This is a genomic window from Pseudomonas fluorescens (assembly GCF_002837185.1).
In the GTDB taxonomy this organism is placed as follows: Bacteria; Pseudomonadota; Gammaproteobacteria; order Pseudomonadales; family Pseudomonadaceae; genus Aquipseudomonas; species Aquipseudomonas fluorescens_AM.
In genome coordinates this window covers 68,451-90,832 of the sequence record NZ_KZ478000.1, presented here as the reverse complement: position 1 = coordinate 90,832, position 22,382 = coordinate 68,451, and the positions used below count along the sequence as shown (strand labels likewise).

General features: G+C 60.7%; 23 protein-coding genes, 4 tRNA genes, 1 pseudogene and 1 riboswitch. Of the genes and pseudogenes, 18 read left to right on the top strand and 10 right to left on the bottom strand.

Going from position 1 to position 22,382, the window contains the following annotated elements; all coding sequences use genetic code 11:
• The first annotated feature begins 158 nt into the window (after positions 1 to 158).
• The 3 genes from CIB54_RS16420 to CIB54_RS16415 all read left to right on the top strand — a co-directional run bounded on the left by CIB54_RS16420 (position 159) and on the right by CIB54_RS16415 (position 2,075).
• A complete protein-coding gene (locus tag CIB54_RS16420) occupies positions 159 to 716 on the top strand; it encodes a hypothetical protein (protein ID WP_101220295.1) in 558 nt (185 codons plus the stop codon).
• Positions 717 to 1,106: 390 nt separating this feature from the next.
• On the top strand, positions 1,107 to 1,559 hold the full coding sequence (locus tag CIB54_RS27295) for a hypothetical protein (protein ID WP_157829721.1): 453 nt from the start codon (positions 1,107 to 1,109) through the stop codon (positions 1,557 to 1,559).
• 93 nt (positions 1,560 to 1,652) lie between these two features.
• Entirely contained in the window at positions 1,653 to 2,075 is a 423-nt protein-coding gene (locus tag CIB54_RS16415; protein ID WP_101220294.1) for a hypothetical protein, read from the top strand.
• 224 nt (positions 2,076 to 2,299) lie between these two features.
• Here CIB54_RS16415 and CIB54_RS16410 read toward each other — a convergent pair whose 3' ends face one another.
• Both CIB54_RS16410 and CIB54_RS16405 read right to left on the bottom strand, forming a co-directional pair.
• Positions 2,300 to 2,512 (bottom strand): DUF6124 family protein, encoded by a 213-nt coding sequence (locus tag CIB54_RS16410; RefSeq protein WP_101220293.1) that lies wholly within the window; start codon positions 2,510 to 2,512, stop codon positions 2,300 to 2,302.
• A gap of 353 nt (positions 2,513 to 2,865) precedes the next feature.
• The gene (locus CIB54_RS16405) at positions 2,866 to 3,222 is read right to left on the bottom strand and encodes a hypothetical protein (RefSeq protein WP_101220292.1); all 357 of its coding nucleotides are present in this window, start codon (positions 3,220 to 3,222) and stop codon (positions 2,866 to 2,868) included.
• A gap of 123 nt (positions 3,223 to 3,345) precedes the next feature.
• Between CIB54_RS16405 and CIB54_RS16400 the strand changes: the two genes are divergently transcribed.
• Positions 3,346 to 3,909 carry a nucleotidyltransferase family protein gene (locus CIB54_RS16400; RefSeq protein WP_101220291.1) on the top strand — a complete coding sequence of 188 codons (564 nt, stop codon included), beginning with the start codon at positions 3,346 to 3,348 and terminating at the stop codon, positions 3,907 to 3,909.
• A 91-nt stretch (positions 3,910 to 4,000) separates the two neighbouring features.
• On the opposite strand, the gene chrA is transcribed toward CIB54_RS16400, so the two are convergent.
• Positions 4,001 to 5,203: a chromate efflux transporter gene (gene chrA, locus CIB54_RS16395; protein WP_232790556.1), complete on the bottom strand. Its 1,203-nt coding sequence runs from the start codon at positions 5,201 to 5,203 to the stop codon at positions 4,001 to 4,003.
• A 193-nt stretch (positions 5,204 to 5,396) separates the two neighbouring features.
• Here chrA and tspO point away from each other — a divergent pair, with 193 nt between their 5' ends.
• From tspO to CIB54_RS16380, 3 genes are read left to right on the top strand one after another with little or no spacing between them, the layout of a single operon-like run.
• Positions 5,397 to 5,837: a tryptophan-rich sensory protein TspO gene (gene tspO / locus CIB54_RS16390; protein ID WP_101220289.1), complete on the top strand. Its 441-nt coding sequence runs from the start codon at positions 5,397 to 5,399 to the stop codon at positions 5,835 to 5,837.
• Positions 5,837 to 6,790 carry an alpha/beta hydrolase gene (locus CIB54_RS16385; protein WP_101220288.1) on the top strand — a complete coding sequence of 318 codons (954 nt, stop codon included), beginning with the start codon at positions 5,837 to 5,839 and terminating at the stop codon, positions 6,788 to 6,790. Before tspO ends, CIB54_RS16385 begins: the two co-directional genes overlap by 1 nt.
• A 29-nt stretch (positions 6,791 to 6,819) precedes the next feature.
• Entirely contained in the window at positions 6,820 to 7,044 is a 225-nt protein-coding gene (locus CIB54_RS16380; protein ID WP_065952892.1) for a hypothetical protein, read from the top strand.
• 180 nt (positions 7,045 to 7,224) lie between these two features.
• Here CIB54_RS16380 and CIB54_RS16375 read toward each other — a convergent pair whose 3' ends face one another.
• The 3 genes from CIB54_RS16375 to CIB54_RS16365 are packed head-to-tail and all read right to left on the bottom strand — an operon-like array spanning position 7,225 to position 9,997.
• Positions 7,225 to 7,989, bottom strand: coding sequence for an ABC transporter ATP-binding protein (locus CIB54_RS16375; RefSeq protein WP_101220287.1), 765 nt, complete (start codon positions 7,987 to 7,989; stop codon positions 7,225 to 7,227).
• On the bottom strand, positions 7,986 to 8,990 hold the full coding sequence (locus CIB54_RS16370) for a FecCD family ABC transporter permease (protein WP_101220286.1): 1,005 nt from the start codon (positions 8,988 to 8,990) through the stop codon (positions 7,986 to 7,988). The genes CIB54_RS16375 and CIB54_RS16370 overlap by 4 nt, the downstream gene beginning before the upstream one ends.
• Entirely contained in the window at positions 8,987 to 9,997 is a 1,011-nt protein-coding gene (locus tag CIB54_RS16365) for an ABC transporter substrate-binding protein (protein WP_101220285.1), read from the bottom strand. Before CIB54_RS16365 ends, CIB54_RS16370 begins: the two co-directional genes overlap by 4 nt.
• A 113-nt stretch (positions 9,998 to 10,110) precedes the next feature.
• Positions 10,111 to 10,305, bottom strand: a riboswitch (cobalamin riboswitch).
• 23 nt (positions 10,306 to 10,328) lie between these two features.
• Between CIB54_RS16365 and CIB54_RS27655 the strand changes: the two are divergent.
• A pseudogene (locus tag CIB54_RS27655) lies at positions 10,329 to 10,418 on the top strand (outer membrane lipoprotein carrier protein LolA); the annotation flags it as partial.
• A gap of 8 nt (positions 10,419 to 10,426) precedes the next feature.
• Here the strand turns inward: CIB54_RS27655 and CIB54_RS16355 are convergent.
• The gene (locus tag CIB54_RS16355; RefSeq protein ID WP_101220283.1) at positions 10,427 to 11,356 is read right to left on the bottom strand and encodes a DNA/RNA non-specific endonuclease; all 930 of its coding nucleotides are present in this window, start codon (positions 11,354 to 11,356) and stop codon (positions 10,427 to 10,429) included.
• Positions 11,357 to 11,490: 134 nt separating this feature from the next.
• On the opposite strand from CIB54_RS16355, the gene CIB54_RS16350 reads away from it, so the two are divergent.
• Positions 11,491 to 12,552, top strand: coding sequence for a M4 family metallopeptidase (locus tag CIB54_RS16350; RefSeq protein WP_101220282.1), 1,062 nt, complete (start codon positions 11,491 to 11,493; stop codon positions 12,550 to 12,552).
• Between the two features lie 28 nt (positions 12,553 to 12,580).
• Positions 12,581 to 12,880, top strand: coding sequence for a protealysin inhibitor emfourin (locus CIB54_RS16345; protein WP_065952898.1), 300 nt, complete (start codon positions 12,581 to 12,583; stop codon positions 12,878 to 12,880).
• Positions 12,881 to 13,038: 158 nt separating this feature from the next.
• Here CIB54_RS16345 and CIB54_RS16340 read toward each other — a convergent pair whose 3' ends face one another.
• Positions 13,039 to 14,430, bottom strand: coding sequence for an aldehyde dehydrogenase family protein (locus CIB54_RS16340; RefSeq protein ID WP_101220281.1), 1,392 nt, complete (start codon positions 14,428 to 14,430; stop codon positions 13,039 to 13,041).
• A 105-nt stretch (positions 14,431 to 14,535) separates the two neighbouring features.
• Here CIB54_RS16340 and ptrR point away from each other — a divergent pair, with 105 nt between their 5' ends.
• The gene (gene ptrR / locus CIB54_RS16335; protein ID WP_065952900.1) at positions 14,536 to 15,408 is read left to right on the top strand and encodes a putrescine utilization regulator PtrR; all 873 of its coding nucleotides are present in this window, start codon (positions 14,536 to 14,538) and stop codon (positions 15,406 to 15,408) included.
• A gap of 52 nt (positions 15,409 to 15,460) precedes the next feature.
• On the opposite strand, the gene CIB54_RS16330 is transcribed toward ptrR, so the two are convergent.
• Positions 15,461 to 15,670 carry a hypothetical protein gene (locus tag CIB54_RS16330; protein WP_043047518.1) on the bottom strand — a complete coding sequence of 70 codons (210 nt, stop codon included), beginning with the start codon at positions 15,668 to 15,670 and terminating at the stop codon, positions 15,461 to 15,463.
• A gap of 100 nt (positions 15,671 to 15,770) precedes the next feature.
• Positions 15,771 to 16,967: an amino acid aminotransferase gene (locus CIB54_RS16325; RefSeq protein ID WP_065952901.1), complete on the bottom strand. Its 1,197-nt coding sequence runs from the start codon at positions 16,965 to 16,967 to the stop codon at positions 15,771 to 15,773.
• Between the two features lie 342 nt (positions 16,968 to 17,309).
• Here CIB54_RS16325 and uvrB point away from each other — a divergent pair, with 342 nt between their 5' ends.
• The 7 genes from uvrB to CIB54_RS16290 all read left to right on the top strand — a co-directional run bounded on the left by uvrB (position 17,310) and on the right by CIB54_RS16290 (position 22,371).
• Positions 17,310 to 19,325 carry an excinuclease ABC subunit UvrB gene (gene uvrB, locus CIB54_RS16320; RefSeq protein WP_065952902.1) on the top strand — a complete coding sequence of 672 codons (2,016 nt, stop codon included), beginning with the start codon at positions 17,310 to 17,312 and terminating at the stop codon, positions 19,323 to 19,325.
• A 186-nt stretch (positions 19,326 to 19,511) separates the two neighbouring features.
• Positions 19,512 to 20,993 carry a glutamate--tRNA ligase gene (gltX, locus tag CIB54_RS16315; RefSeq protein ID WP_065952903.1) on the top strand — a complete coding sequence of 494 codons (1,482 nt, stop codon included), beginning with the start codon at positions 19,512 to 19,514 and terminating at the stop codon, positions 20,991 to 20,993.
• 147 nt (positions 20,994 to 21,140) lie between these two features.
• Positions 21,141 to 21,216 (top strand) — tRNA-Ala (locus tag CIB54_RS16310).
• A gap of 78 nt (positions 21,217 to 21,294) precedes the next feature.
• Positions 21,295 to 21,370: transfer RNA gene (locus CIB54_RS16305), tRNA-Glu, on the top strand.
• 49 nt (positions 21,371 to 21,419) lie between these two features.
• Positions 21,420 to 21,495, top strand: a tRNA-Ala gene (locus tag CIB54_RS16300).
• A 79-nt stretch (positions 21,496 to 21,574) separates the two neighbouring features.
• Positions 21,575 to 21,650 (top strand) — tRNA-Glu (locus tag CIB54_RS16295).
• A gap of 181 nt (positions 21,651 to 21,831) precedes the next feature.
• A complete protein-coding gene (locus CIB54_RS16290) occupies positions 21,832 to 22,371 on the top strand; it encodes a TetR/AcrR family transcriptional regulator (protein ID WP_065952904.1) in 540 nt (179 codons plus the stop codon).
• The last annotated feature ends 11 nt before the right edge of the window (positions 22,372 to 22,382 follow it).

Here is a 22,382-nt window from a genome sequence, read left to right as displayed (position 1 = left end):
ACCATCGTAAAAGCGGGGTTATATTTGACCCGTGGTCTGACCCCGGTTTTACGGTTTTATGCTGTTATTCTAATTCAGCAATCCGGCGTGTAGATAAGAAGCTATACGGCATTAAGAGACAGGAATGTCGGCTAATTGATAGTTAGGAGAAAATGAGTATGCGTCGCTTAATAGCCCACGGGTTCGTGTTTGTCAGCATTGCGATATTCTGTTCCGGCTGCACATCTTATTCGTCCCAGCCGACAATCAACGAACCCGCTGAACACGAAACACAAGAAATTATCTCCAGCTTCAGTTACGCAATTAACTCCCCATGGAAAAACAGTCGCTTCGGCAAGGGCGCATACGCAGCGACACTCAAGGTTATTCCAGATGCACAGGATACGGGCTCCAGCCTTGCGGCCCCGACCCTGCCGGCATTAGAAATAAAGATCTCGGAGTTCTCATCTGGCGGCGCTTGCGGACAAGATTACTTGACGGGCTTGAGTCTGGGTTTGATCCCCAGTTGGTGTGCGCGGACAAACCTTTTCAAGTTTGATTTTATATTGAATAAGGATCAGCGTTTTTGCAGGCAGAAAACCTACACGATAAACTCCACGTCGTTTTTACATCTCACGATGATTCCGTTTGCACTTTTCAATACGGACAATCAGCCATTTAAGCTCTATCAGGCGGCGCTTAAAGATTTTCTTCGAATAGGTCAATGTGCGCGTTGAAACGCATGTTAACAGGCTTTGGGGTGTTCGAAATTTATCTCAAGTGAGCGGCAGCTTCTGGCCGATTCCTGCCTCTTACGACGGAAAGCAACGGCCCAGCGAATCCGCACTAACGCGACATCGAAATGCCTTTGCCATCAGGCCTGAATGAGTCGTCGCATAACTCAGGAGTAAGGCGACAGCTAAGGCTTGGCGCGACGTCTGGGCTGGGCCCAAAGCAGACGGTGGGCAGTCTGCTAATGCATCAGCAATGATGTACCCATCACTGTCGCGCTTACAAAATCACCTTTTATGATGATCAAGAGGTTATGTATGGCGATGGAAAGTTATACAACATACACTCAGTGATTCTCGACAGAACCGTCGCCTAATAAATATCCAGGAGCAATTATGAAACTTTTCGCGGCATTCACAATTTTGTTATTTGCATTAGTAGGGTGCGCTACAACTGGGAGCCAATCGCCACAGCAAGCCGCACAATCTGCGGCAATTTTATTTGAGCAACAAAAATTCAATTTAGTTTGGGTTCCCGCAGCGAATAACGGCATTTCCGGAGCTTTGGCATCCGCGCTTATCGGAAGTGCAGGTTTAGACTCTCCAATTGTTTCAAGCATCCACCAAATAATCGCCCCTGCAAGCAAAGCTGATGTTCGTGTCGCCATCTCAGGAGCCAATAGTTCTTTTGCAGCCAGCTCAGCTATTGCAGCCTTAAGTCACACATCAAGCATGCTCCCTAAGTTGCAACTTGCATTTATCGGCTCGACATCAGATGCCGCGGCAGTTCGCTCGGCAGTTGAAGCTAAAGGCGGTAAATTCTTACACGCTACGCCAAATGGCTCCTAACTAGCGGTTTCTGCCTGTCATGATAGACGTCTGTCGGCCAAGAGCCGCCAGTCGACGTCCCTTAAATAAGCGCTAAGCAGGGTGAATTTCGCGATGAAAAGCTGGATAGCTAATACGAAAATTAATGCGCTGTTAGGGGCTAGCTCTCCAAAACCTGATGGCGTGAAGGTTAGGCGGATCCTTATAGAATACTGCGACAGGTATCAAAAGATTTACACTTTTGAAATCTTGGAACAGCCACTTGAATTTCTCAAGAATGATGTAAATTCAGATAGTAAACATGGCGATATGCGAGCACTGCTTAGGGTTGCCGCTGAAGAGTACTGCATTAGTTTAAACGAGATAGCCGATGCTCTTCTTGACCTGATAGACATTCCTGTCCTTACTACGGACCAAGCGAAGAAGATTATCAATCACGTTTTCGAAGCTTATTCTTGCAATGAGAGCCCCGAAGATTTCATTCAAAGAGAGGATGCCTATTTGTGCAAAAATTTATTTGAGATTACCTCCAACTAGCAAGTGCCTGAAACCTCTAGCCTTGCTCACAATGACGGCCCGATTGGCGTGACTAGATACTCGCCTCGGGACATTTTTGGGGCTTTGATGACTGGCCGCTTCTGGCCGAAAGCTGCCGCATTTTGTGTCATGCGACCCAGCCACCAAAAGCAAATCGCCGCGTCGTCGTACGTGTGTACAGCGACTCGGCGAGTAAAGTGTCTTTCGAGTTGGGTGCTTGAAAATCACCCAGAACACGGCACTTCGCGGTCGAGCAGCCGGGCGGTGAGCAGTACGCCCAGTTCGCTCAGTTGATGGATCGCCAGGGCGATGTCGCGGTGTTTGCCGTTGAGGTCTTCGGACAGGTCGAGCAGCAGGGTGCTGACGCTGGTGAAGGTTTCGTAGCTGTTGGTGATGAGGGTTTCGTGGGTGGCGTTGGAGGCGACGGTGAATAGCATGTTTGAATTCCTGAGTGTGGCTACCGCCCTTTAGCTACTAAACAGAAGGGTGGCAGCTGTGCGCAGGTTAGTAGACCGGGGAATCCAAACGAAAGCCGGCGCACCCGAAGGTGCCCTGCGCACAGCCGCCATCAAGTACAGACAGGAATGTCTGATTGATGCAGCTCATGCACTTTTGTTTGGATAAACCTTCAGGCTACTAAACCCGATCGCCGAGACATTCAGCGACCGAGCCACCTTAATAACGGCCACCCCAGCACACAAGCCGGCGAATTCTGACCCATGCGTAAGCAAGGGAGCAAGGCGTTGCAGGGGGTTGGGATTTTTCCTGCGGGCTTCGGCATCAGGTCAGGTTAGCGACGCGCCAGCCGCGCACGCCAGTCGCCCGCGTGTTGCAGGCGGCAGTCTTCTTCGCAATCAAAGTGCACGCAGCGCTCCATCGGCAAGGGTGGGATGCCAGCTTCGTGCAGCGCCGTGGCGGTCAGTTCGCGCATGCGTTGGTCGGCACCGCCGCTGAGGGCGAGTGCCTTGTTGGCGCGCGTGTGGAATACCCACGTCACGCGCAGGCTTTGGGGGAAGGCGCTGTCGTCGACGGTGTGGGTCAGCCAGTCGAAGCCGGGGATTTCGGCTTTGGCGGTTTCGCAGGCGTCGGTGAGGGTGGCGATCAGTTGCCGTTCGAGGCGGGCGCAGTCGCGTTTGGTCAGCGGCATCGGGGCTCCGGTTGTGCGTGGGTGCAGGCGTGCATCATACGGGGAGTCGCGTTGCGAGCGGTGTCACCGTTCAATGCGCTGTTGTAGAGTCGAGCCCACGGAACTGATTACCCAGGACTTTCCATGACATTGACCGTCAACACCTTCCTCGACCTGGCCATGGCCAACCCCATCAACGTTGAAATCACCGCGCGCTTGCCGGCGTTGGGCGTGCCGCAGTGCATGCTCACGGCGGGCTGTCTGTTCCAGGCGGTGTGGAATCATCAGGCGCAGCGGCCAGCGGATGCCGGGGTGAAGGACTATGACGTGTTTTACTTCGATGAGAACCTGTCCTACGAAGCGGAGGATGCGGTGATTCGAAGGGCCGAGGCGTTGTTCCAGGACCTCGGCGTCAACGTGGAGGTCAAGAACCAGGCGCGCGTTCACCTCTGGTATGGGCAGCGCTTTGGCCGGCCATACCCGCAGTTGCACTCGGCCAGGCAGGGGGTGGACCGGTATCTGGTGGCGGGCACGTGCATCGCTTTGGACGTTGCCACGGGTGAGGTGTATGCGCCTTATGGGTTGGCGGATGTGGAGCAGGGGCTACTGCGGATCAACCCGCTGCATCCGGAGCCGCAATTGTTTGCTGAAAAGGCCAGGAGTTATCAGGCGCGCTGGCCCTGGCTCAGGATTGTGGAGCCGGACTGAGGCCTGGGCGATGCGCGGGCTGCGGTTTGACGGTCGACCGAGGTGATCCCATCGCAGCCTCGCCGAGGCTCGACAGCTCCCACCTTTGATCTCAGCCGCCGGCCAGGCTGAGCAGGTATCCGATGGCGGCACTTGCTGCGACTACCAGCCATGGTGGTAACTTCCAGACCATCAACGCCGCCAGGGCGAGCAAGGCGAAGGCAAGGTCGTAGACGCTGAAAATCGCGCTGGTCCACACCGGTTGATACAGCGCTGCCAGTAACAGGCCGACCACCGCCGCATTCACACCGGCCAGTGCGGCTTGCGTGCGCAGGCTTCTGCGCAGGCCGGCCCAGAAAGGCAGTGCGCCAAAGATCAGCAGAAACGACGGCGCGAAGATCGCCAGCAGGGCGATCAGGCCGCCCAGCCAGCCGCTCGGGGCGTGGCTCATCGAGGCGCCGAGAAAAGCTGCGAAGGTGAACAGCGGGCCGGGCACGGCTTGGGTGGCGCCGTAGCCGGCGAGAAACAGATCGTTGCTGACCCATTGCGTGGGCACCACCTGGGCTTGCAGCAACGGCAACACCACGTGACCGCCGCCGAAGACCAGTGAGCCGGTGCGGTAGAAGGCGTCCACCAGGGTAAGCGTGGGGTTGCTTACGCAATCGGCGAGGATCGGCAAGCCCACCAGCAACAGCAGGAACAACGCCAGCCATACCACTGCGGCGCGGCGGCTGATGGTGATGGGCAGCGCGTCGGGCTCGGCGTGGGTCTGGGGCTTGAACAACAGCAGGCCGGCCACGCCCGCTGTGGCGATCACCCCGACCTGGCCCCAGGCGGAAGGTTCCAGCAGTACCAGGCAGGCGGCGCCCAGCATCAGTGTGATCCGCGCCCAGCCGCGACACAGGTTGCGCGCCATGCCCCACACGGCCTGGGCCACCACCGCCACGGCGACGACTTTAAGACCATGCAGCACGCCATCGGGAAGGGCGGCGCCGTAACGAGACAAGCCCGAGGCAAACAGGATCAGGGCGATGGCCGACGGCAAGGTGAACCCGGCCCAGGCCGCACCGGCGCCAGCGTACCCCGCGCGTGACAGGCCCAAGGCGATGCCGACCTGGCTGCTGGCCGGACCGGGCAGGAACTGGCACAAGCCGACCAGTTCGGCATAGCTGCGCTCGCTGAGCCAACGCCTGCGGGTGACGAACTCTTCGCGAAAATAGCCCAGGTGCGCAATCGGCCCGCCAAAGGAGGTGAGGCCCAGGCGCAGGAAGATCAGAAACACTGACCAGGGCGTGCTGCGGTGGTTGGAAGCCAAGAAGGGGCGCTCTGATGAGGTGGTCGAAACTATGCAAATTCTTGGTGGTTTGGCCACCTTACTCATTTTTCATGACGTGTAGAAGAGATGGCCTGCCTGTCATTTTTGCCGCGTATAGGGAATTTATGCGCGCCCGTTCGAGTCACTGAAAAACACAGCGTTGCTTTCCACCATTGCCCCTCAAGGACCGACCATGACCTTTTTCATCTTCCTGCTCGCCTGCGCCGCCGCCGCCAGTACCGGTGTGATCTTCAAACCCGGCGCCTGGTACGAATCCCTGGTCAAGCCCACCTTCACCCCGCCCAATTGGCTGTTCCCGGTGGCGTGGACCATCATCTACCTGCTGTTGGCCTGGGCCGGTTATCGCTTGAGCCTGATCCCAGGCAGCGAAATAGTGCTGGCCCTGTGGGCGGCGCAGATTGCGTTGAACACGCTGTGGACGCCGGTGTTCTTCGGCGCGCATCGCCTGCTCGCCGGGATGGTGATCATTGTGCTGCTGTGGCTGACCGTGGCGGCGATGGTGGTGCTGGCGGTGCGCCTGGACCTGATTACCGGCTTGATCCTGTTTCCTTACCTCGCCTGGCTGTGTGTGGCCGCGGCGTTGAACTTCTCGATTTTGCGGAATAACCGTTGATGGCTTACCAACTCTGGCCCGCCAGCGAGGCCGAACTGGCGCAGATGCGTCGCTTCAATCAGAAGCTGTCGTGGATGCCGCGCTTTAAAATTCGCAACCGCGTCACCCCGCGTGTGATCCAGGCGCTGCTGCAAACCAGCCAGCGTTTCAAGAAGGCCCCGGTGGTGGAGCGCAGGCTGGTCGGCGGCGTGCCGGTGCGCATCATGCGGCCCGACGGTGCGCCAAAAGGCGTGGTGCTGGATATCCATGGCGGCGGCTGGGTGATCGGCAATGCGCAGATGAATGACGACCTCAACCTGGGCATGGTGCGCGCCTGTGACGTGGCGGTGGTGTCGGTGGACTATCGGCTGGCGGTCAACACGCCGGTCGAGGGCCTGCTGGAAGACTGCCTGACCGCTGCGCGCTGGCTGTTGGCGGACTGCATGGAGTTTGCCGGCCTGCCGGTGTTTTTTGTCGGCGAGTCGGCCGGCGGGCACTTGGCGGCGGCGACGTTGCTGGCGTTGAAGCAATGGCCGGCGTTGCTCGAACGCGTCAGTGGCGCGGTGTTGTACTACGGGGTGTACGACTTGACCGGCACGCCAAGCGTGCGCGCGGCCGGGCCGCAGACGCTGTTGCTGGATGGGCCGGGAATGGTCGCGGCGCTGCGCTTGCTCACGCCGGGCATCACCGACGAAGCACGTCGACAGCCGCCACTGTCACCCTTGTATGGCGACTTATCCGGCCTGCCGCCGGCGTTGATGTTTGTGGGCGAGTTGGACCCGCTCAAGGACGACACGCTGCTGATCGCCGAACGCTGGAGCGGGGCAGAGGCGCATCTGCTGCCGGAGTCGGCCCATGGCTTCATTCATTTTCCGCTGGCGATGGCAGACAGCGTGCTGGCGTACAGTCGCACCTGGATAACGCAGCACCTGCATCGAGTGGGAACTAAAAAGTTGATCGCTGAGTCAGGTTAATCAGGTGTTCCCATTACAAGGATTCCCGCATGCATGCTTATACCCTGAACTACCGGTTCAATGATGAGCCGCGCACTCACACATTCGACCTCAAGCAGCCTGAGTTGCCTGTGCATGAAGCGGCAGTGCATTTGCTGCAATTGCACTTCGGCGACGCGGAAAACGGCTTGATCCTGCCTGCTGCGGACGCGACGCCGGAGGAAATCCTGGAACAAGCGCAGGTGGTGGGAATTACCCATATCAAGGTGGTATGAGCGGTCCAACCCGGTGGGGCAGGCGACACCTATGCACCGGCCTGTGGTGATCAAGGGTGGGAGGGGGCTTGCCCCCGATAGCGGTGGGTCAGTTACAGAGACTTTTACTGATACTCCGCCATCGGGGGCAAGCCCCCTCCCACCTTTGGATCACTGTCAGCTGTGCCGCCGTCACAGGGTTCAGCTGGAGCGCAGGCGCAGGATCTGCGCGCCGTCGAACGGGTCCGTCAGGTAATGCCCCTGCACCCCGAATGTCTCGTTTAACCGCTCTGGCGTCAGCACCTGCAGCGGCGTGCCCAGCGCCACCAGGCGCCCACGATCCAGTACGGCCAGGCGATCACAGGTCAGTGCCTGGTTCAGGTCATGCAGGGCGATCAAGGTGGTAACCGGCAAACCCTGCACACCTTTGAGGATCGTCAGTTGATGCTGGATATCCAGGTGATTGGTCGGTTCATCCAGCAACAGGATCCGGGGCCGTTGCGCCAGCGCGCGGGCGATGTGTACGCGCTGGCGTTCGCCACCCGAGAGGCTGCGCCAGGCGCGGTGGCTCAGGTGGGTGGCGTCCACATCGTGCAGGGCTTGGCGCACGATGCTGTCGTCTTCATGGGACCACGGGCTCAGGGCCGATAGCCACGGCGTGCGGCCCAGGGCCACGGCGTCGAACACGCGGATGGCGTCGTCGGTGTCGGCCTGTTGTTCCACCACGGCCAATTGCTGCGCGATGGCGCGGCGGGACAATTCACCCAGGCGCTTGCCGCCCAGGCGCACTTCACCGCTGGCCGGGGCGCGCAGGCCGGCGAGCAACTTGAGCAGGGTGGATTTGCCCGAGCCGTTCGGCCCGACGATGCCGAGGGTTTCCCCCAACTGCACGTCAAGATGAATATCGCGCAGCAACTCGGCGTCACGCACCTTGAAGCCCAGGGCGGTGCAACTCAATACCGTCATCGCGCGTTCCTCCGGCCGATCAGGATCAGCGCAAACACCGGCGCGCCGACCAGCGCGGTGACCACGCCCACCGGAATCACCTGGCCCTTGATCAAGGTACGCGACAGCACATCCGCCGCGATCAGGAACAAGGCGCCGCCCAGGGCGCTGGCCGGCAGCAGTCGCGAGTGCCCGGTGCCGAGCATCAAGCGCACGGCATGGGGGATCACCAGCCCGACAAACCCGATGGAACCGACAATCGACACCATCACCGCCGTGACCACTGCCGCGCAGCCCACCAGCACAACCTGCACGCGACGCACCGGGATGCCCAGCGAGGCCGCCGAATCGGTGCCGAAGGTAAACGCATCCAATGCACGTCGGTGCCACAGGCACACCACCAGCCCTGCGACCGCCACCGGCACCGCCAGCCACACCGATGGCCAGCGCACGCCGCTGAGGTTGCCCAGCAGCCAGAACATGATGCTGCGGGCCTGTTCGGAGCTGGCGGATTTGGTAATCAGGAACGCGGTGAGCGCATTGAACAACTGCGAACCGGCGATGCCGGCGAGGATGATCTGGCCGGTGCCGCTGGCGGAACCGCTGGCCCGCGCCAGCAGGATCACCAGTGCAAACGCGGCCATGGCGCCGACAAAGGCGCCCGCCGACAACGAAATCAAACCGCCGCCCACCCCGAGCAAGGCAATCAGCACCGCACCGGTCGAGGCGCCGGCGCTGATGCCCAGCAAATACGGGTCGGCCAACGGGTTGCGCAGCAACGATTGCAGGATCACCCCACAAGTCGCCAGGCCCGCACCACAGGCACCGGCGACCAGGGCGCGGGTCAGGCGGTAGTTCCATACCACGCCTTCATCGATGGGATCGAGCACATAGCCAGCCGCCCACAGTTTGTTGGCGAGCACCTGGAGCACCACCTGCGGCGAGATAGCGGTTTCGCCGATGGCCACACCGGCAAGCAGGGCGATCAGCAGCAGCGTGAGGGCGAGCAGGGTCCGTATCATTGCGGCAGGTTGTAGCCGTCGATGGCGGCGGCCAGCTGTTCCAGGCCGTCGAAGGTGCGCAGGCTGGCCTGCAGCGCCAGGGCGTCGAGGATGATGATGCGGTTGTGTTTCACCGCGTCCATGTTGCGCGTTACCGGGTCGCTACGCAGGAAGGCCAGCTTCTTTTCATGGTCGTCGGCGGGGTAGCGGCGGCGGTCCATGCGCGCGATCACCAGGAAGGTAGGGTTGGCCTTGGCGATGGTTTCCCAGCCGACGGCGGGCCATTCTTCATCCGATTGCACCACGTTGCGCAGGCCGAGGGTTTGCAGCATGAATTGCGGAACCCCTTTGTGGCCGGCCACGTAAGGGTCGCTGGCCATTTCGGCGCTGGAGAACCACACCAGCGCGCTGGCCTGTTTCAAGCCTTTGCTCTGCGCGGTGGCGATCGACTTGGCCAGGCGCGCCTTGAGTTCATCGGTCAGTTGCTGGCCGCGCGCTTGCACGTCGAAGATCTCGGCCAGTTGGCTGAGGCTCTTGTAGATCGTCTCGATGCGAAACGGCTCCAGCCGCGTGCCGTCGGCGCCGACCAGATTGTCCTTGCCTTCGCAGTCGGAGGGCAGCAGGTAGGTGGGAATATTCAGTTCGTGAAACTGTTCGCGGGTACCCACCACGCCTTGAGGGCCGACCACCCATTCCAGCTCGGCGGCCACCAGTTGCGGGCGCTTGGCGATGACCGCCTCGAAGCTCGGCTCGTTATTGGCCAGGCGCTCGATGCTGTCGTTCTGCGCCTTGTACTGCCCCAGCACATCGTTGAACCACAGCGAAGTACCGACCACTTTATTGCCCACGCCCAGCGCATACAGCATCTCGGTGGCGGCCTGGCCGATCGTCACGCTGCGCGCGAGGGCTTGCTGGAAGGTGAGGCTGTTGCCGCAGTTCTCGACCGTCAGCGGGTAGTGAGTAGGCGCGGCGTGGGCCAGGGCACACAAGCCCAGGCCAGTGATCAGGGCCGAAACGCGTAGCAGCATGGGGCAATCTCCGGTGAACCGTACGTGGAGCAGGGGCGGTACGGCTCGGAAACACACCTTCGAACGCTGCAGGTCTGGCAGGGCGCGGATGTCCTTCCCGGACACCCCGCCGGTTAGTGAGTCACTTGGCCGGCAGGTCTCCTGACTGATGCGTCGTCGCCACGCTCCGGCCTTCCCGGACAACGTCCAGTGGCAGTGGGGAGCAGGCTCAGCACCTACAGTTGCGGGGGCAGTTTCGATTGACGTCGCGGGCGGCGTTTCGAATTCCCTGTTAGTCCCGTGTGGGAACCGGCGGCGCTATGGTAGTCGATCACGGCCTGTAGGAGCGAGCTTGCTCGCGAAGGTCGTCAACGATAACGCGAGCGGCCTGATGCGCCGCGGTGCTCTAAGGTGCTTCGCGAGCAAGCTCGCTCCTACAGTGGGCCGTGGTCAGAGTCGGATATCCTGCGGTCCCCGGATCAGCGCTTCGATCCGCGTCCCCGTGGCGCGCTCTTCGTTGCTGAAACCGTCGTAGTCGGCCAGGTTGCCGAAGCGGATACCGGTCAATTGTTCGATCTGCAGCACGCTGCGCCGGTAGGTTTTGAGCGGGCCGAATACCAGGTCCAGTTGGTCCAGCTCGCGGCGCTGGTCGATCATGTACGCGCTGGCCGAGGGTTTGCCGTCGTCGCTGAGGTAGGCCACGACTTTCCAGAACGCCTGGGGGATTTTCACGCCACGGTACAGGCGGTCGTCGTCGCCAAACACCGGGCCGCTGAATACGCTGGCGCGGGCTTTCCAGCGCTGGGTGTTGTCGAGGATGTAGTCTTCCAGTTCCAGCCAGGTCTTCTGGTTGAAGCCGCTCATCTGCGGCGAGCAGTTGGTGAAGTGGAAGGTGTCGAGGTTGGCGGTGTTCGCCTCGTTTCCCCAGTTGGGGTCCTGGCGCCGCACCAGATGACCACGGTCCAGGCCATTGCCGGCGTAGAGGTCCTCGCCCACCTGGGCGTCGAGGGGCAGGCGGCCGTCGTAGGCCCAGGTATCGTTGCTACGCACGATATCCACGTGCTTGTCGCCGTCGATGTTGACGCCGACATACAGTGCCAGGCGTCGGGAGCGCGACATGCTGATGGAAAAGTGCGTGTAGTCCAGGCGCCCGGGCTGGGCATCGCTTGCCCGGGTCGAGTCAAGGGTGGGCCAGGGCACACCGAAGCTGCCGAGAAAATCCTCGGCGTAGCCGCGCCGGTCCTGCAGGTCCTTGGCTGCGGTAACCCGCGGCGTCGCAGCCCTGGCCTCCAGCAAGGATGGGCTGGGCGTGATCAGTGGGCGAAGGTCGGCAAGCCTTGGGCGATAGGACAGGTCGATTTTGGCGTGACGTGCGGGCATGGGGTATTCCTGATGGGCCTTGGATAAACACGACTGCAACATGATTTCATGACAATTTGGCCCAGGCGGCAGACCCGCGTCTATCCTGAAGTCGTTGACCGGCCGTTCACCACACGCCAAAAAGGAGCCAGCTTATGTGTGTTCGCCAACCGCGAAATCCGATTTTCTGCCTGATCCCGCCGTACATGCTCGACCAGATCGCGCGCCACGGTGACAAAGCCCAACGGGAGGTTGCGCTGCGCACGCGTGCCAAGGACAGCACGTTCCGCTCGTTGCGCATGGTCGCCGTGCCCGCCAAAGGCCCGGCCCGCATGGCGCTGGCGGCGGGCGCCGAGAAACAGCGTTCGATCTACAGCGCCGACAACACCGACAGCCTGCCCGGCAAGCTGATCCGTGGCGAAGGGCAACCCGCCAGCGGTGATGCCGCGGTGGACGAGGCTTACGACGGCCTGGGGGCGACCTTCGACTTTTTCGACCAGGTGTTCGATCGCAATTCCATCGACGATGCGGGTATGGCGCTGGATGCCACCGTGCACTTCGGCCAGGACTACAACAATGCGTTCTGGAACTCGACCCAGATGGTCTTTGGTGATGGCGACCAGCAACTGTTCAACCGCTTCACCGTGGCCCTCGACGTGATTGGGCATGAATTGGCCCACGGGGTCACCGAGGATGAAGCCAAGTTGATGTACTTCAATCAATCCGGTGCGCTGAACGAATCGCTGTCGGATGTGTTCGGGTCGCTGATCAAGCAGTACGCGTTAAAACAAAAGGCCGAGGACGCCGATTGGTTGATCGGCAAAGGGTTGTTTACCAAAAAGATAAAAGGCACTGCACTGCGCTCGATGAAGGCCCCCGGCACTGCATTTGACGACAAGCTGCTGGGCAAGGACCCTCAGCCCGGCCACATGGATGACTTTGTGCAAACCTATGACGACAATGGTGGCGTGCACATCAATTCCGGCATTCCCAACCATGCCTTCTATCAGGTTGCCACCCGGATCGGCGGCTTTGCCTGGGAGCGTGCCGGGCGCATCTGGTACGACGCGTTGCGCGACGCGCGGTTGCGGCCGAACTCGGGGTTTCTGCGTTTTGCACGTATCACTTACGATGTCGCCGGGCGTCTGTACGGCGCGAACGAGGATGAGCAGAAGGCCGTCAAGGAAGGGTGGAAAGCGGTGGGTATCAACGTCTGACACGCCGCCTGGGCGGTGAGGAACAGCCATGCGAATCTCGATCAAGGAAAACGGCGGCCCGGCTTATTTTCCGGGCTTGGTCACACCTCGCAGTGTCGAGCTCGAAGCACTGCCCGAGCAGGACCAGCAGGAGTTGCGGCAACTGATCGAGCAGTCGAAGTTCTTTCAGTTGCCGCAAAGTACTCAACCCTCCGGCAAACCGGGGCAGGTGCATTACACGCTCACCGTGACCGAGGGCGAGCGTGAACACACGGTGTGCGTGTTGGCGCCGGTGAAGTCGCAGGCACTGGATGGGTTGGTGCAGTGCGTGCGGCGGCATATTCGCTGATTGCTTAAAGTAGGTACGGCCTCCAAGGCTGCCTGGCTCCAACTGTGGGAGGGGGCTTGCCCCCGATAGCGGTGTGTCAGTGACAGAGGTCTGGCTGATCCACCGCTATCGGGGGCAAGCCCCCTCCCACAGTTGATGTGTGTTGAAGCCAGGGCTGTTTATTGACGGTCGAGCCACACCGTCTGCGCGTTGCAGAACTCGCGCACGCCGAAGTGCGACAGCTCACGGCCGAATCCGCTTTTCTTAACGCCACCGAATGCCACCCGAGGGTCGGAGACGCTGTAAGCGTTGACGAAGATCCCACCGGTGTCCAACTGGTTGGCGATGTCCTGCGCCTTCGCCGGGTCGTTGGTGAAGATACTGGCGGTCAGGCCGAACTCGCTGTCGTTGGCCAGCGCCACCGCATGGTCGGCGTCGCGGGCAGTAATGATGGACGCGACGGGGCCGAACAGTTCCTGCTTGAACGAGGTCATCTGGTCGGTGACGTCAGCCAGTACGGTGGGCTCGTAATAGTTGCCTGCGCCAGCCACCTTGTTGCCGCCCAGCAGCAGGGTCGCGCCTTCTTCGAGGGTGGCCTGGACCTGAGCGTGCAGCTCATCGCGCAGGTCGAAGCGTGCCATGGGGCCGATGTACGTAGCGGGCGAGGTTGGATCGCCCATCACCAGGTTGCGGCTGGCTTCGAGGAACCTGGCGGTAAAGGCTTCAACCACACCTTCCTCGATGATCAGGCGCTTGGCGGCGGCGCAGACTTGGCCGCTGTTCTGGAAGCGACCGATCAACGCGGCCTGTACGGCGGCGTCGAGGTCGGCGTCGTTGAGCACGATGAACGGGTCGGAGCCGCCCAGTTCCAGCACGCATTTTTTCAGTGCCGCACCGGCCTGGGAACCGATGGCGATACCGGCGCGCACGCTGCCGGTGAGGGTGACGGCGGCGATGCGTGGGTCGGCGATGGCGCTGGACACACCTTCGGTGGTGACGTTGATGACCTCGAACAGGCCTGCAGCGAAGCCGGCCTTCTGGAACGCCTGCTGGATCAGGTAAGCGCTGCCCATGACGTTCGGCGCATGTTTAAGCACGTAGGTGTTGCCGGCGAGCATAGTCGGTACGGCGCCGCGCAGCACTTGCCACACCGGGAAGTTCCACGGCATCACGGCAAGGATCGGCCCCAGCGGGCGGTATTCAATCCGGGCGCTGCCGTTGTCTACCAGGGTCGGTTCCGGCGCGAGCATGGCGGGACCGTGCTGCGCATACCACTCGCTGAGCTGCGCGCACTTCTCGATTTCGGCGCGGGCCTGGGCGATGGGTTTACCCATTCCCAGGGTGACCATCTGCGCCATCGCTTCGGCCTGCTCACGCAGAGCACCGGCCAGGGCCAACAGCAACTCGGCGCGCTGGCCTACGGGCTGGCGGCGCCAGGTGCGGAAGGCAGCGGTGGAACGGGTGAGCGCTGCATCCAGCTGCGGCTGGCTTTCATACGCGTAGCTGCCGACGGTTTCGCCGTTGGCCGGGTTGATCGACAACGCGTGGGTCTGGTGAGAAATAGCGTTCATGGCACCGTCCTGCTGGGGTGATGGGAATGGAGCCCAGCGTACGATGCTGTACCTTTTCTTAAAACTGAATAATATTAAGCAATACATTCACGATTGGAGAATGAATTGGATCTGGTGCAACTGGAAATCTTCAAGGCCGTTGCCGAGCAAGGCAGCATCAGCGCCGCCGCACAATTGATTCACCGGGTGCCGTCGAACCTGACCACCCGTATCAAGCAACTGGAGCAGGATCTGGGCGTGGAGTTGTTCATCCGCGAAAAGAGCCGCTTGCGCCTGTCACCGGCCGGGTGGAATTTCCTGGGCTATACGCGGCGTATTCTCGATCTGGTACAGGAGGCCCGCGCCACGGTGGCGGGGGAGGAGCCCCAGGGCGCCTTTGCCCTCGGCTCGCTGGAAAGTACCGCAGCGGTGCGTATTCCCGCGTTGCTGGCGGCGTATAACCAGCAGTACACCAAGGTCGAGCTGGACCTGAGCACGGGACCGTCGGGCACAATGATCGAAGGCGTGCTGTCCGGGCGTTTGACGGCGGCCTTTGTCGATGGCCCGGTGCTGCACTCCACACTGGAGGGCGTGGCGGTGTTTGAAGAGGAGATGGTGGTGATCGCGCCGCTGCACCATGCGCCGATCACGCGCGGGCAGGATGTGTCCGGCGAGAATATCTATACCTTTCGCTCCAACTGCTCGTATCGACATCACTTCGAGCGCTGGTTTTCCCAGGACGGTGCGGTGCCGGGCAAGATCTTCGAGATTGAGTCTTACCACGGCATGCTGGCCTGCGTCAGCGCCGGGGCAGGGCTGGCATTGATGCCGCGCAGTATGTTGGAAAGCATGCCGGGGGCGGCGGCGGTCAGCGTGTGGCCGCTGGCGGACAACTTCCGTGTGTTGAATACCTGGCTGATCTGGCGCCGGGGCACCGTGTCGCAGAGCCTCAACAGCTTCGTAAAACTCCTGGAGGAACGCGGGCTTGCAGCAGCCTGAAGCCAATGTGGGAGGGGGCAGGCCCCCTCCCACATGTTGGTTCCTCTTGCGCTCAGCCGCCGAACTGGAAGGTACCCATGGCCAGCTTGGCCATGATCGCCGTGGCACCCAGTTGCACCAGCCACAACGCCAAGCCACCCAGAAACACCCCCAGCGCCACTTGCAGTACCAGGCTTTTCTGGCGCTTGGCTTGCGGCGCACGTGGAGCATAGTCGTGCAGTTCGTCGCGGTCGGCGCGCAGGTCCAGGTCGTCATTTCTCATAGGGCTCTCACAGCAAAGGGGCAGTCGGTATGCAGTCTAGTGGGTTCGCCAACAAAAAGGGGGAAGCCCTTGGCTTCCCCCTCGTTCAACGCTGGCAGGTTTACAGCACCTGAACGATTGCCTGTGTGACCGCAGCAATGTTCGACTGGTTCAGCGCCGCCACACAGATACGGCCGGTGTCCAGTGCATAGATGCCAAACTCGTTGCGCAGGCGGGTCACTTGCTCAACCGTCAATCCGGAGTAGGAAAACATCCCACGCTGGCGACCGACAAAGCTGAAATCATGGCCTGGCGCGGCCTTGGCCAGTTCCGCCACCATCTGCTCGCGCATGCCGCGGATGCGCAGGCGCATTTCGGCCAGCTCAGTTTCCCACTGGGCGCGCAGTTCAGGGTTGTTCAGTACCGCTGCAACGATTGCCGCGCCGTGGGTGGGCGGGTTGGAGTAGTTGGTACGGATCACACGCTTGACCTGGGACAGGATGCGCGCGCTTTCTTCCTTGGAGTCGCTGACGATGGACAAGGCGCCCACGCGTTCGCCGTACAGAGAGAACGATTTGGAGAACGAGCTGGACACAAAGAAGGTCAGGCCCGACTCCGCGAACAGGCGCACGGCGGCGGCGTCTTCATGGATGCCGTCGCCGAAGCCCTGGTAGGCCATATCAAGGAATGGCACCAGGTTTTTGGCCTTGACCACGTCCAGTACGTTCTGCCAGTCCGCCGGGCTCAGATCGACGCCGGTCGGGTTGTGGCAGCAGGCGTGCAACACCACGATGGACTGTGGCGGCAGGGCGTTGAGGTCTTCGAGCAGGCCGCTACGGTTGACGTCGTGGGTGGCTGCGTCGTAGTAGCGGTAGTTCTGCACCGGGAAACCGGCGGTTTCGAACAGTGCGCGGTGGTTTTCCCAGCTCGGGTCGCTGATGGCCACCACGGCGTCGGGCAGCAACTGCTTGAGGAAATCGGCGCCGATCTTCAGCGCGCCGGTGCCACCCACGGCCTGCACGGTGACCACACGGCTGGCTTCAAGCAGCGGCGACTTATCACCGAACAGCAGGGTTTGAACGGCCTTGTCGTAGGCCGCGATGCCGTCAATCGGCAAGTAGCCACGGGCGGCATGTTGCGCCACGCGAATGGCTTCCGCTTCGGCAACGGCACGCAAGAGCGGAATCTTCCCCTCCTCGTTGCAGTAAACGCCCACGCCAAGGTTGACCTTGGTGGTTCGAGTATCGGCGTTGAATGCTTCGTTGAGGCCCAGGATTGGATCGCGTGGTGCCATTTCGACAGCGGAGAACAGGCTCATTTTTGCGGCAGCTCTATGGGGGAAGGGAGGGACGTGTCGCGCTCCAGCCGGTTGCACTAGAGCGGTGCACAAACGGGGAGCTAGTATAGAGGCCATCACGGCTGAGGGCGACAGCGGAAATGGCTTTTCGGCCAAGTTTTTCGGTTTAATGGCCGACCGTTAGTCTTATTGCAGATTGATCCCGGACGGCAGGTAGGACGATTGCCTTGAAACCCGTCACATTCGTCACCACTACTACGGCTATCATGGTTTTTTCCTGCAACCTGCGATGATTATTCGTGGGTTGCTGAGCTATTTCGTCCCTGGCGGTGTTGAGTCTGGGGTGACTACACGAGGTACGTTATGTCGGATTTCCAGCTCGTCACCCGTTTTGAACCTGCCGGCGACCAACCGGAAGCGATTCGCCAGATGGTCGAAGGCATTGAGGCCGGCCTGGCGCATCAGACGCTGCTCGGGGTGACCGGTTCAGGCAAGACATTCAGCATTGCCAACGTGATCGCGCAGGTCAATCGCCCAACCCTGGTGCTGGCACCGAACAAAACCCTGGCTGCGCAGCTGTATGGCGAGTTCAAGGCGTTCTTCCCGAACAACGCGGTGGAGTATTTCGTTTCCTACTACGACTACTACCAGCCCGAAGCCTATGTGCCGTCCTCCGATACCTTTATCGAGAAGGATGCGTCGATCAACGACCATATCGAGCAGATGCGGCTGTCGGCGACCAAGGCCTTGCTGGAACGCAAGGACGCGATCATCGTGACCACGGTGTCGTGCATCTACGGCCTGGGCAGCCCGGAAACCTATTTGAAAATGGTGCTGCACGTTGATCGCGGCGACAAGCTCGACCAGCGCGAGCTGTTGCGGCGCCTGGCGAGCCTGCAGTACACCCGCAACGACATGGACTTTGCCCGTGCCACGTTCCGCGTGCGCGGCGATGTGATTGATATCTATCCGGCCGAATCCGACCTGGAAGCGATCCGCATCGAGCTGTTCGACGATGAAGTCGAAAGCCTGTCGGCCTTCGACCCGTTGACCGGCGAGGTGATCCGCAAATTGCCGCGCTTCACCTTCTACCCGAAAAGCCACTATGTGACCCCGCGTGAAACCCTGATGGGCGCGATCGAGGGCATCAAGGTCGAGTTGGCCGAGCGCCTGGAATACCTGCGTTCCAACAACAAGCTGGTGGAAGCCCAGCGCCTGGAGCAGCGTACCCGCTTCGACCTGGAGATGATCCTGGAGCTGGGCTACTGCAACGGCATCGAAAACTATTCGCGCTACCTGTCGGGCCGCGAGTCCGGCGCGCCACCGCCGACACTCTATGATTACCTGCCGCCGGATGCCTTGCTGGTGATCGACGAGTCCCACGTCAGCGTGCCGCAAGTCGGTGCGATGTATAAGGGCGACCGCTCACGCAAGGAAACCCTGGTGGAGTACGGCTTCCGCCTGCCATCGGCGCTGGATAACCGGCCGATGCGTTTCGACGAATGGGAGGCCATCAGCCCGCAGACCATCTTTGTCTCCGCAACGCCTGGCAACTACGAGGCCGAACACGCCGGCCGAGTGATCGAGCAGTTGGTGCGCCCGACGGGCCTGGTCGACCCGCAGATCGAAATCCGCCCGGCGCTGACCCAGGTCGACGACCTGCTGTCGGAGATCAACAAGCGCGTGGCCCTGGAAGAGCGCGTGCTGGTCACTACCCTGACCAAGCGCATGTCCGAAGACTTGACCGATTACCTGGCCGATCACGGCGTGCGCGTGCGCTATCTGCACTCGGACATCGACACCGTGGAGCGTGTGGAAATCATTCGCGATCTGCGCCTGGGCACCTTTGATGTGCTGGTGGGCATCAACCTGCTGCGCGAAGGCCTGGACATGCCCGAGGTGTCGCTGGTGGCGATCCTGGACGCGGACAAGGAGGGCTTCCTGCGCTCCGAACGTTCGCTGATCCAGACCATCGGCCGCGCGGCGCGCAACCTCAACGGCCGGGCGATCCTGTATGCGGACCGCATCACCGGGTCCATGGAGCGGGCGATCGGCGAGACCGAGCGTCGTCGTGAGAAGCAGGTTGCGTTCAACCTGGAACACGGCATTACCCCCAAAGGTGTGTTCAAGGATGTGGCCGACATCATGGAAGGCGCCACCGTGCCGGGTTCGCGCAGCAAGAAGCGCAAGGGCATGGCCAAGGCTGCTGAGGAAAGCGCCAAGTACGAGAACGAACTGCGCTCGCCGAGTGAAATCACCAAGCGGATTCGGCAGTTGGAAGAGAAAATGTATCAGTTGGCGCGGGATCTGGAGTTTGAGGCGGCGGCGCAGACGCGCGATGAGATTGGCAAGTTGCGCGAGCGGTTATTGGCGGTTTGATTTGTAGTGATTCAACTGGCTTTATCGGGGGCAAGCCCCCTCCCACCTGTTGATGTGTGAATACAGTCAAGTGTGGGAGGGGGCTTGCCCCCGATGGCCGCGCCGCGGTTTTCCAGAAATCACCCAGGCTGTTACCATTCGCCCCTTGTTTCAATTTTCAGTCTTATCGCCCATTCGAGACCTGCCATGACCACCGTCCGCACGCGCATTGCGCCATCGCCTACTGGGGATCCCCACGTCGGCACTGCTTACATCGCCCTGTTCAACTACTGCTTTGCCAAGCAGCACGGCGGTGAATTCATCCTGCGGATCGAAGACACCGATCAACTGCGCTCGACCCGTGAGTCGGAACAGCAGATTTTCGATGCCCTGCGCTGGCTGGGCATCACCTGGGCGGAAGGCCCGGATGTCGGCGGCCCCCACGGCCCGTATCGCCAGAGCGAGCGCAGCGACATCTATAAGCAGTACACCCAGCAACTGGTGGACATGGGCCATGCGTTCCCATGCTTCTGCACCGCTGAAGAACTCGACCAGATGCGCGCCGAGCAACAGGCCCGTGGCGAAACCCCGCGCTATGATGGCCGCGCGTTGCTGTTGCCTCCCGAAGAAGTGGCCGCGCGCCTGGCCGCCGGCGAGCCCCATGTGATTCGCATGAAAGTGCCGAGCGAAGGCGTGTGCGTAGTGCCGGACATGCTGCGCGGTGATGTCGAGATTCCGTGGGACCGCATGGACATGCAGGTACTGATGAAGACCGACGGCCTGCCGACGTACTTCCTGGCCAACGTGGTCGACGACCACCTGATGGGCATCACCCACGTGCTGCGCGGCGAAGAATGGCTGCCGTCGGCGCCCAAGCTGATCCTGCTCTACGAATACTTCGGCTGGGAACAGCCGCAGCTGTGCTACATGCCGCTGTTGCGTAACCCGGACAAGAGCAAACTGTCCAAGCGCAAGAACCCGACGTCGGTGACCTTCTACGAGCGCATGGGCTTCATGCCCGAAGCCATGCTCAATTACCTGGGCCGCATGGGCTGGTCGATGCCGGACGAGCGCGAGAAGTTCTCGCTGCAGGAAATGGTCGATCACTTCGACCTGTCCCGCGTCTCCCTGGGCGGGCCGATTTTCGATATCGAGAAGCTGTCGTGGCTCAACGGTCAGTGGCTGCGCGACCTGCCGGTGCACGAGTTCGCCAGCCGTGTGCAGCAGTGGGCGTTGAACCCTGAGTACATGATGAAGATCGCGCCGCTGGTGCAGGGCAGGGTGGAAACGTTCAGCCAGGTCGCACCGCTGGCCAGCTTTTTCTTCGCCGGTGGCGTAAACCCGGATGCCAAGCTGTTTGAATCGAAAAAGCTCTCGGGTGACCAAGTGCGTCAGTTGATGCAGTTGATCCTGTGGAAGCTCGAAAGCCTGCGCCAATGGGAGAAGGATGCGATCACCGCGACGATCCAGGCGGTGGTCGAGTCCCTGGAACTGAAGTTGCGTGATGCCATGCCATTGATGTTTGCCGCGATTACCGGGCAGGCCAGTTCGGTGTCGGTGCTCGACGCGATGGAAATCCTCGGCCCGGACCTCACGCGTTTCCGTCTGCGCCAAGCCCTTGATTTGCTTGGTGGTGTTTCGAAGAAAGAAAACAAAGAGTGGGAAAAGCTGCTGGGCGCCATCGCTTAAGCAGACGGTTGTAAGGACGAAACCCCGGTTTTCCGGGGTTTCGTCGGTAAGTGATTGTTATCCCGGCAAAAAATTTTGAAAATTGTTGAAAATAAATTTGACACGTTTCGAAACCGCCATTAAGATTCGCCCCGTCCTCACCGATGAGGGGCTATAGCTCAGCTGGGAGAGCGCTTGCATGGCATGCAAGAGGTCAACGGTTCGATCCCGTTTAGCTCCACCAATTTACAGGTTCAAGGTCTGGCCACACCGTCCTTGAATCGATCGGCACTCAGCGCCGATCAGCTGTACAGAAGGTTTTGTCCCCTTCGTCTAGTGGCCTAGGACACCGCCCTTTCACGGCGGTAACAGGGGTTCGAGTCCCCTAGGGGACGCCAGTTTCAACAAGCAGCTCGAAAGGTCTGCTGCGCCGCCAGGCGAAAAATCGGGGCTATAGCTCAGCTGGGAGAGCGCTTGCATGGCATGCAAGAGGTCAACGGTTCGATCCCGTTTAGCTCCACCAATTTACAGGTTCAAGGTCTGGCCACACCGCCCTTGAATTGATCAGTTCTCAGTTCTGATCAGCTGTACAGAAGGTTTGTGTCCCCTTCGTCTAGTGGCCTAGGACACCGCCCTTTCACGGCGGTAACAGGGGTTCGAGTCCCCTAGGGGACGCCACGATTACCCGCTCTGCGGGATTTTTAAGGGTCATTCAATTATTGAATGGCCCTTTTGTTTGTCTGGCGTTTGGCCAATTCTTTCCCCACTTCCTTTCTCTGTTCTGACCAATGGTCGCGCTTGTCGCTTGCGCAATATTATTATGGTAATAATATTCAACCCATGAGAGACGGAGGCTTTGATGAGCGATAAAAAAGCGCAAACACGCGAACGCATCTTGCAGGCCGCCAGCGCGGCATTGATCCAGCGTGGCCCGGCCGAGCCGAGTGTCGGCGAAGTCATGGGGGCGGCGGGGCTGACGGTCGGTGGTTTTTATGCGCACTTTGAAAGCAAGGATGCGTTGATGCTGGAGGCCTTCACTCAGTTGCTGGCCAAGCGCCGTGCGGCGATAGAAGACCTGGACACGCAACTGACCGGCGAAGAACGTCGAAGCCTGGTGGCGGCGTTTTACTTGTCGCGCAAACACCGGGACTCCACCGGCCAGGCGTGCCCGCTACCTGCGACGGTTGGCGAAATGGGCCGTTTGCCGGACGCGTTCCGCCAGGCACTGAGCGAACATTGCGAGCTGATGGCGGCCCAGCTGGCGGCCACCCCGGAAGATACCGACAAGGCCCTGGCCGACATGGCGCTGATGGTCGGCGGCCTGACGCTGGCGCGGGCCCTGGGGCCGGGAGAGCTGTCCGATCGTGTGCTGCGCGCCGCCAAGTCGGCAGTCCGCTGAAGAGGGTTCAG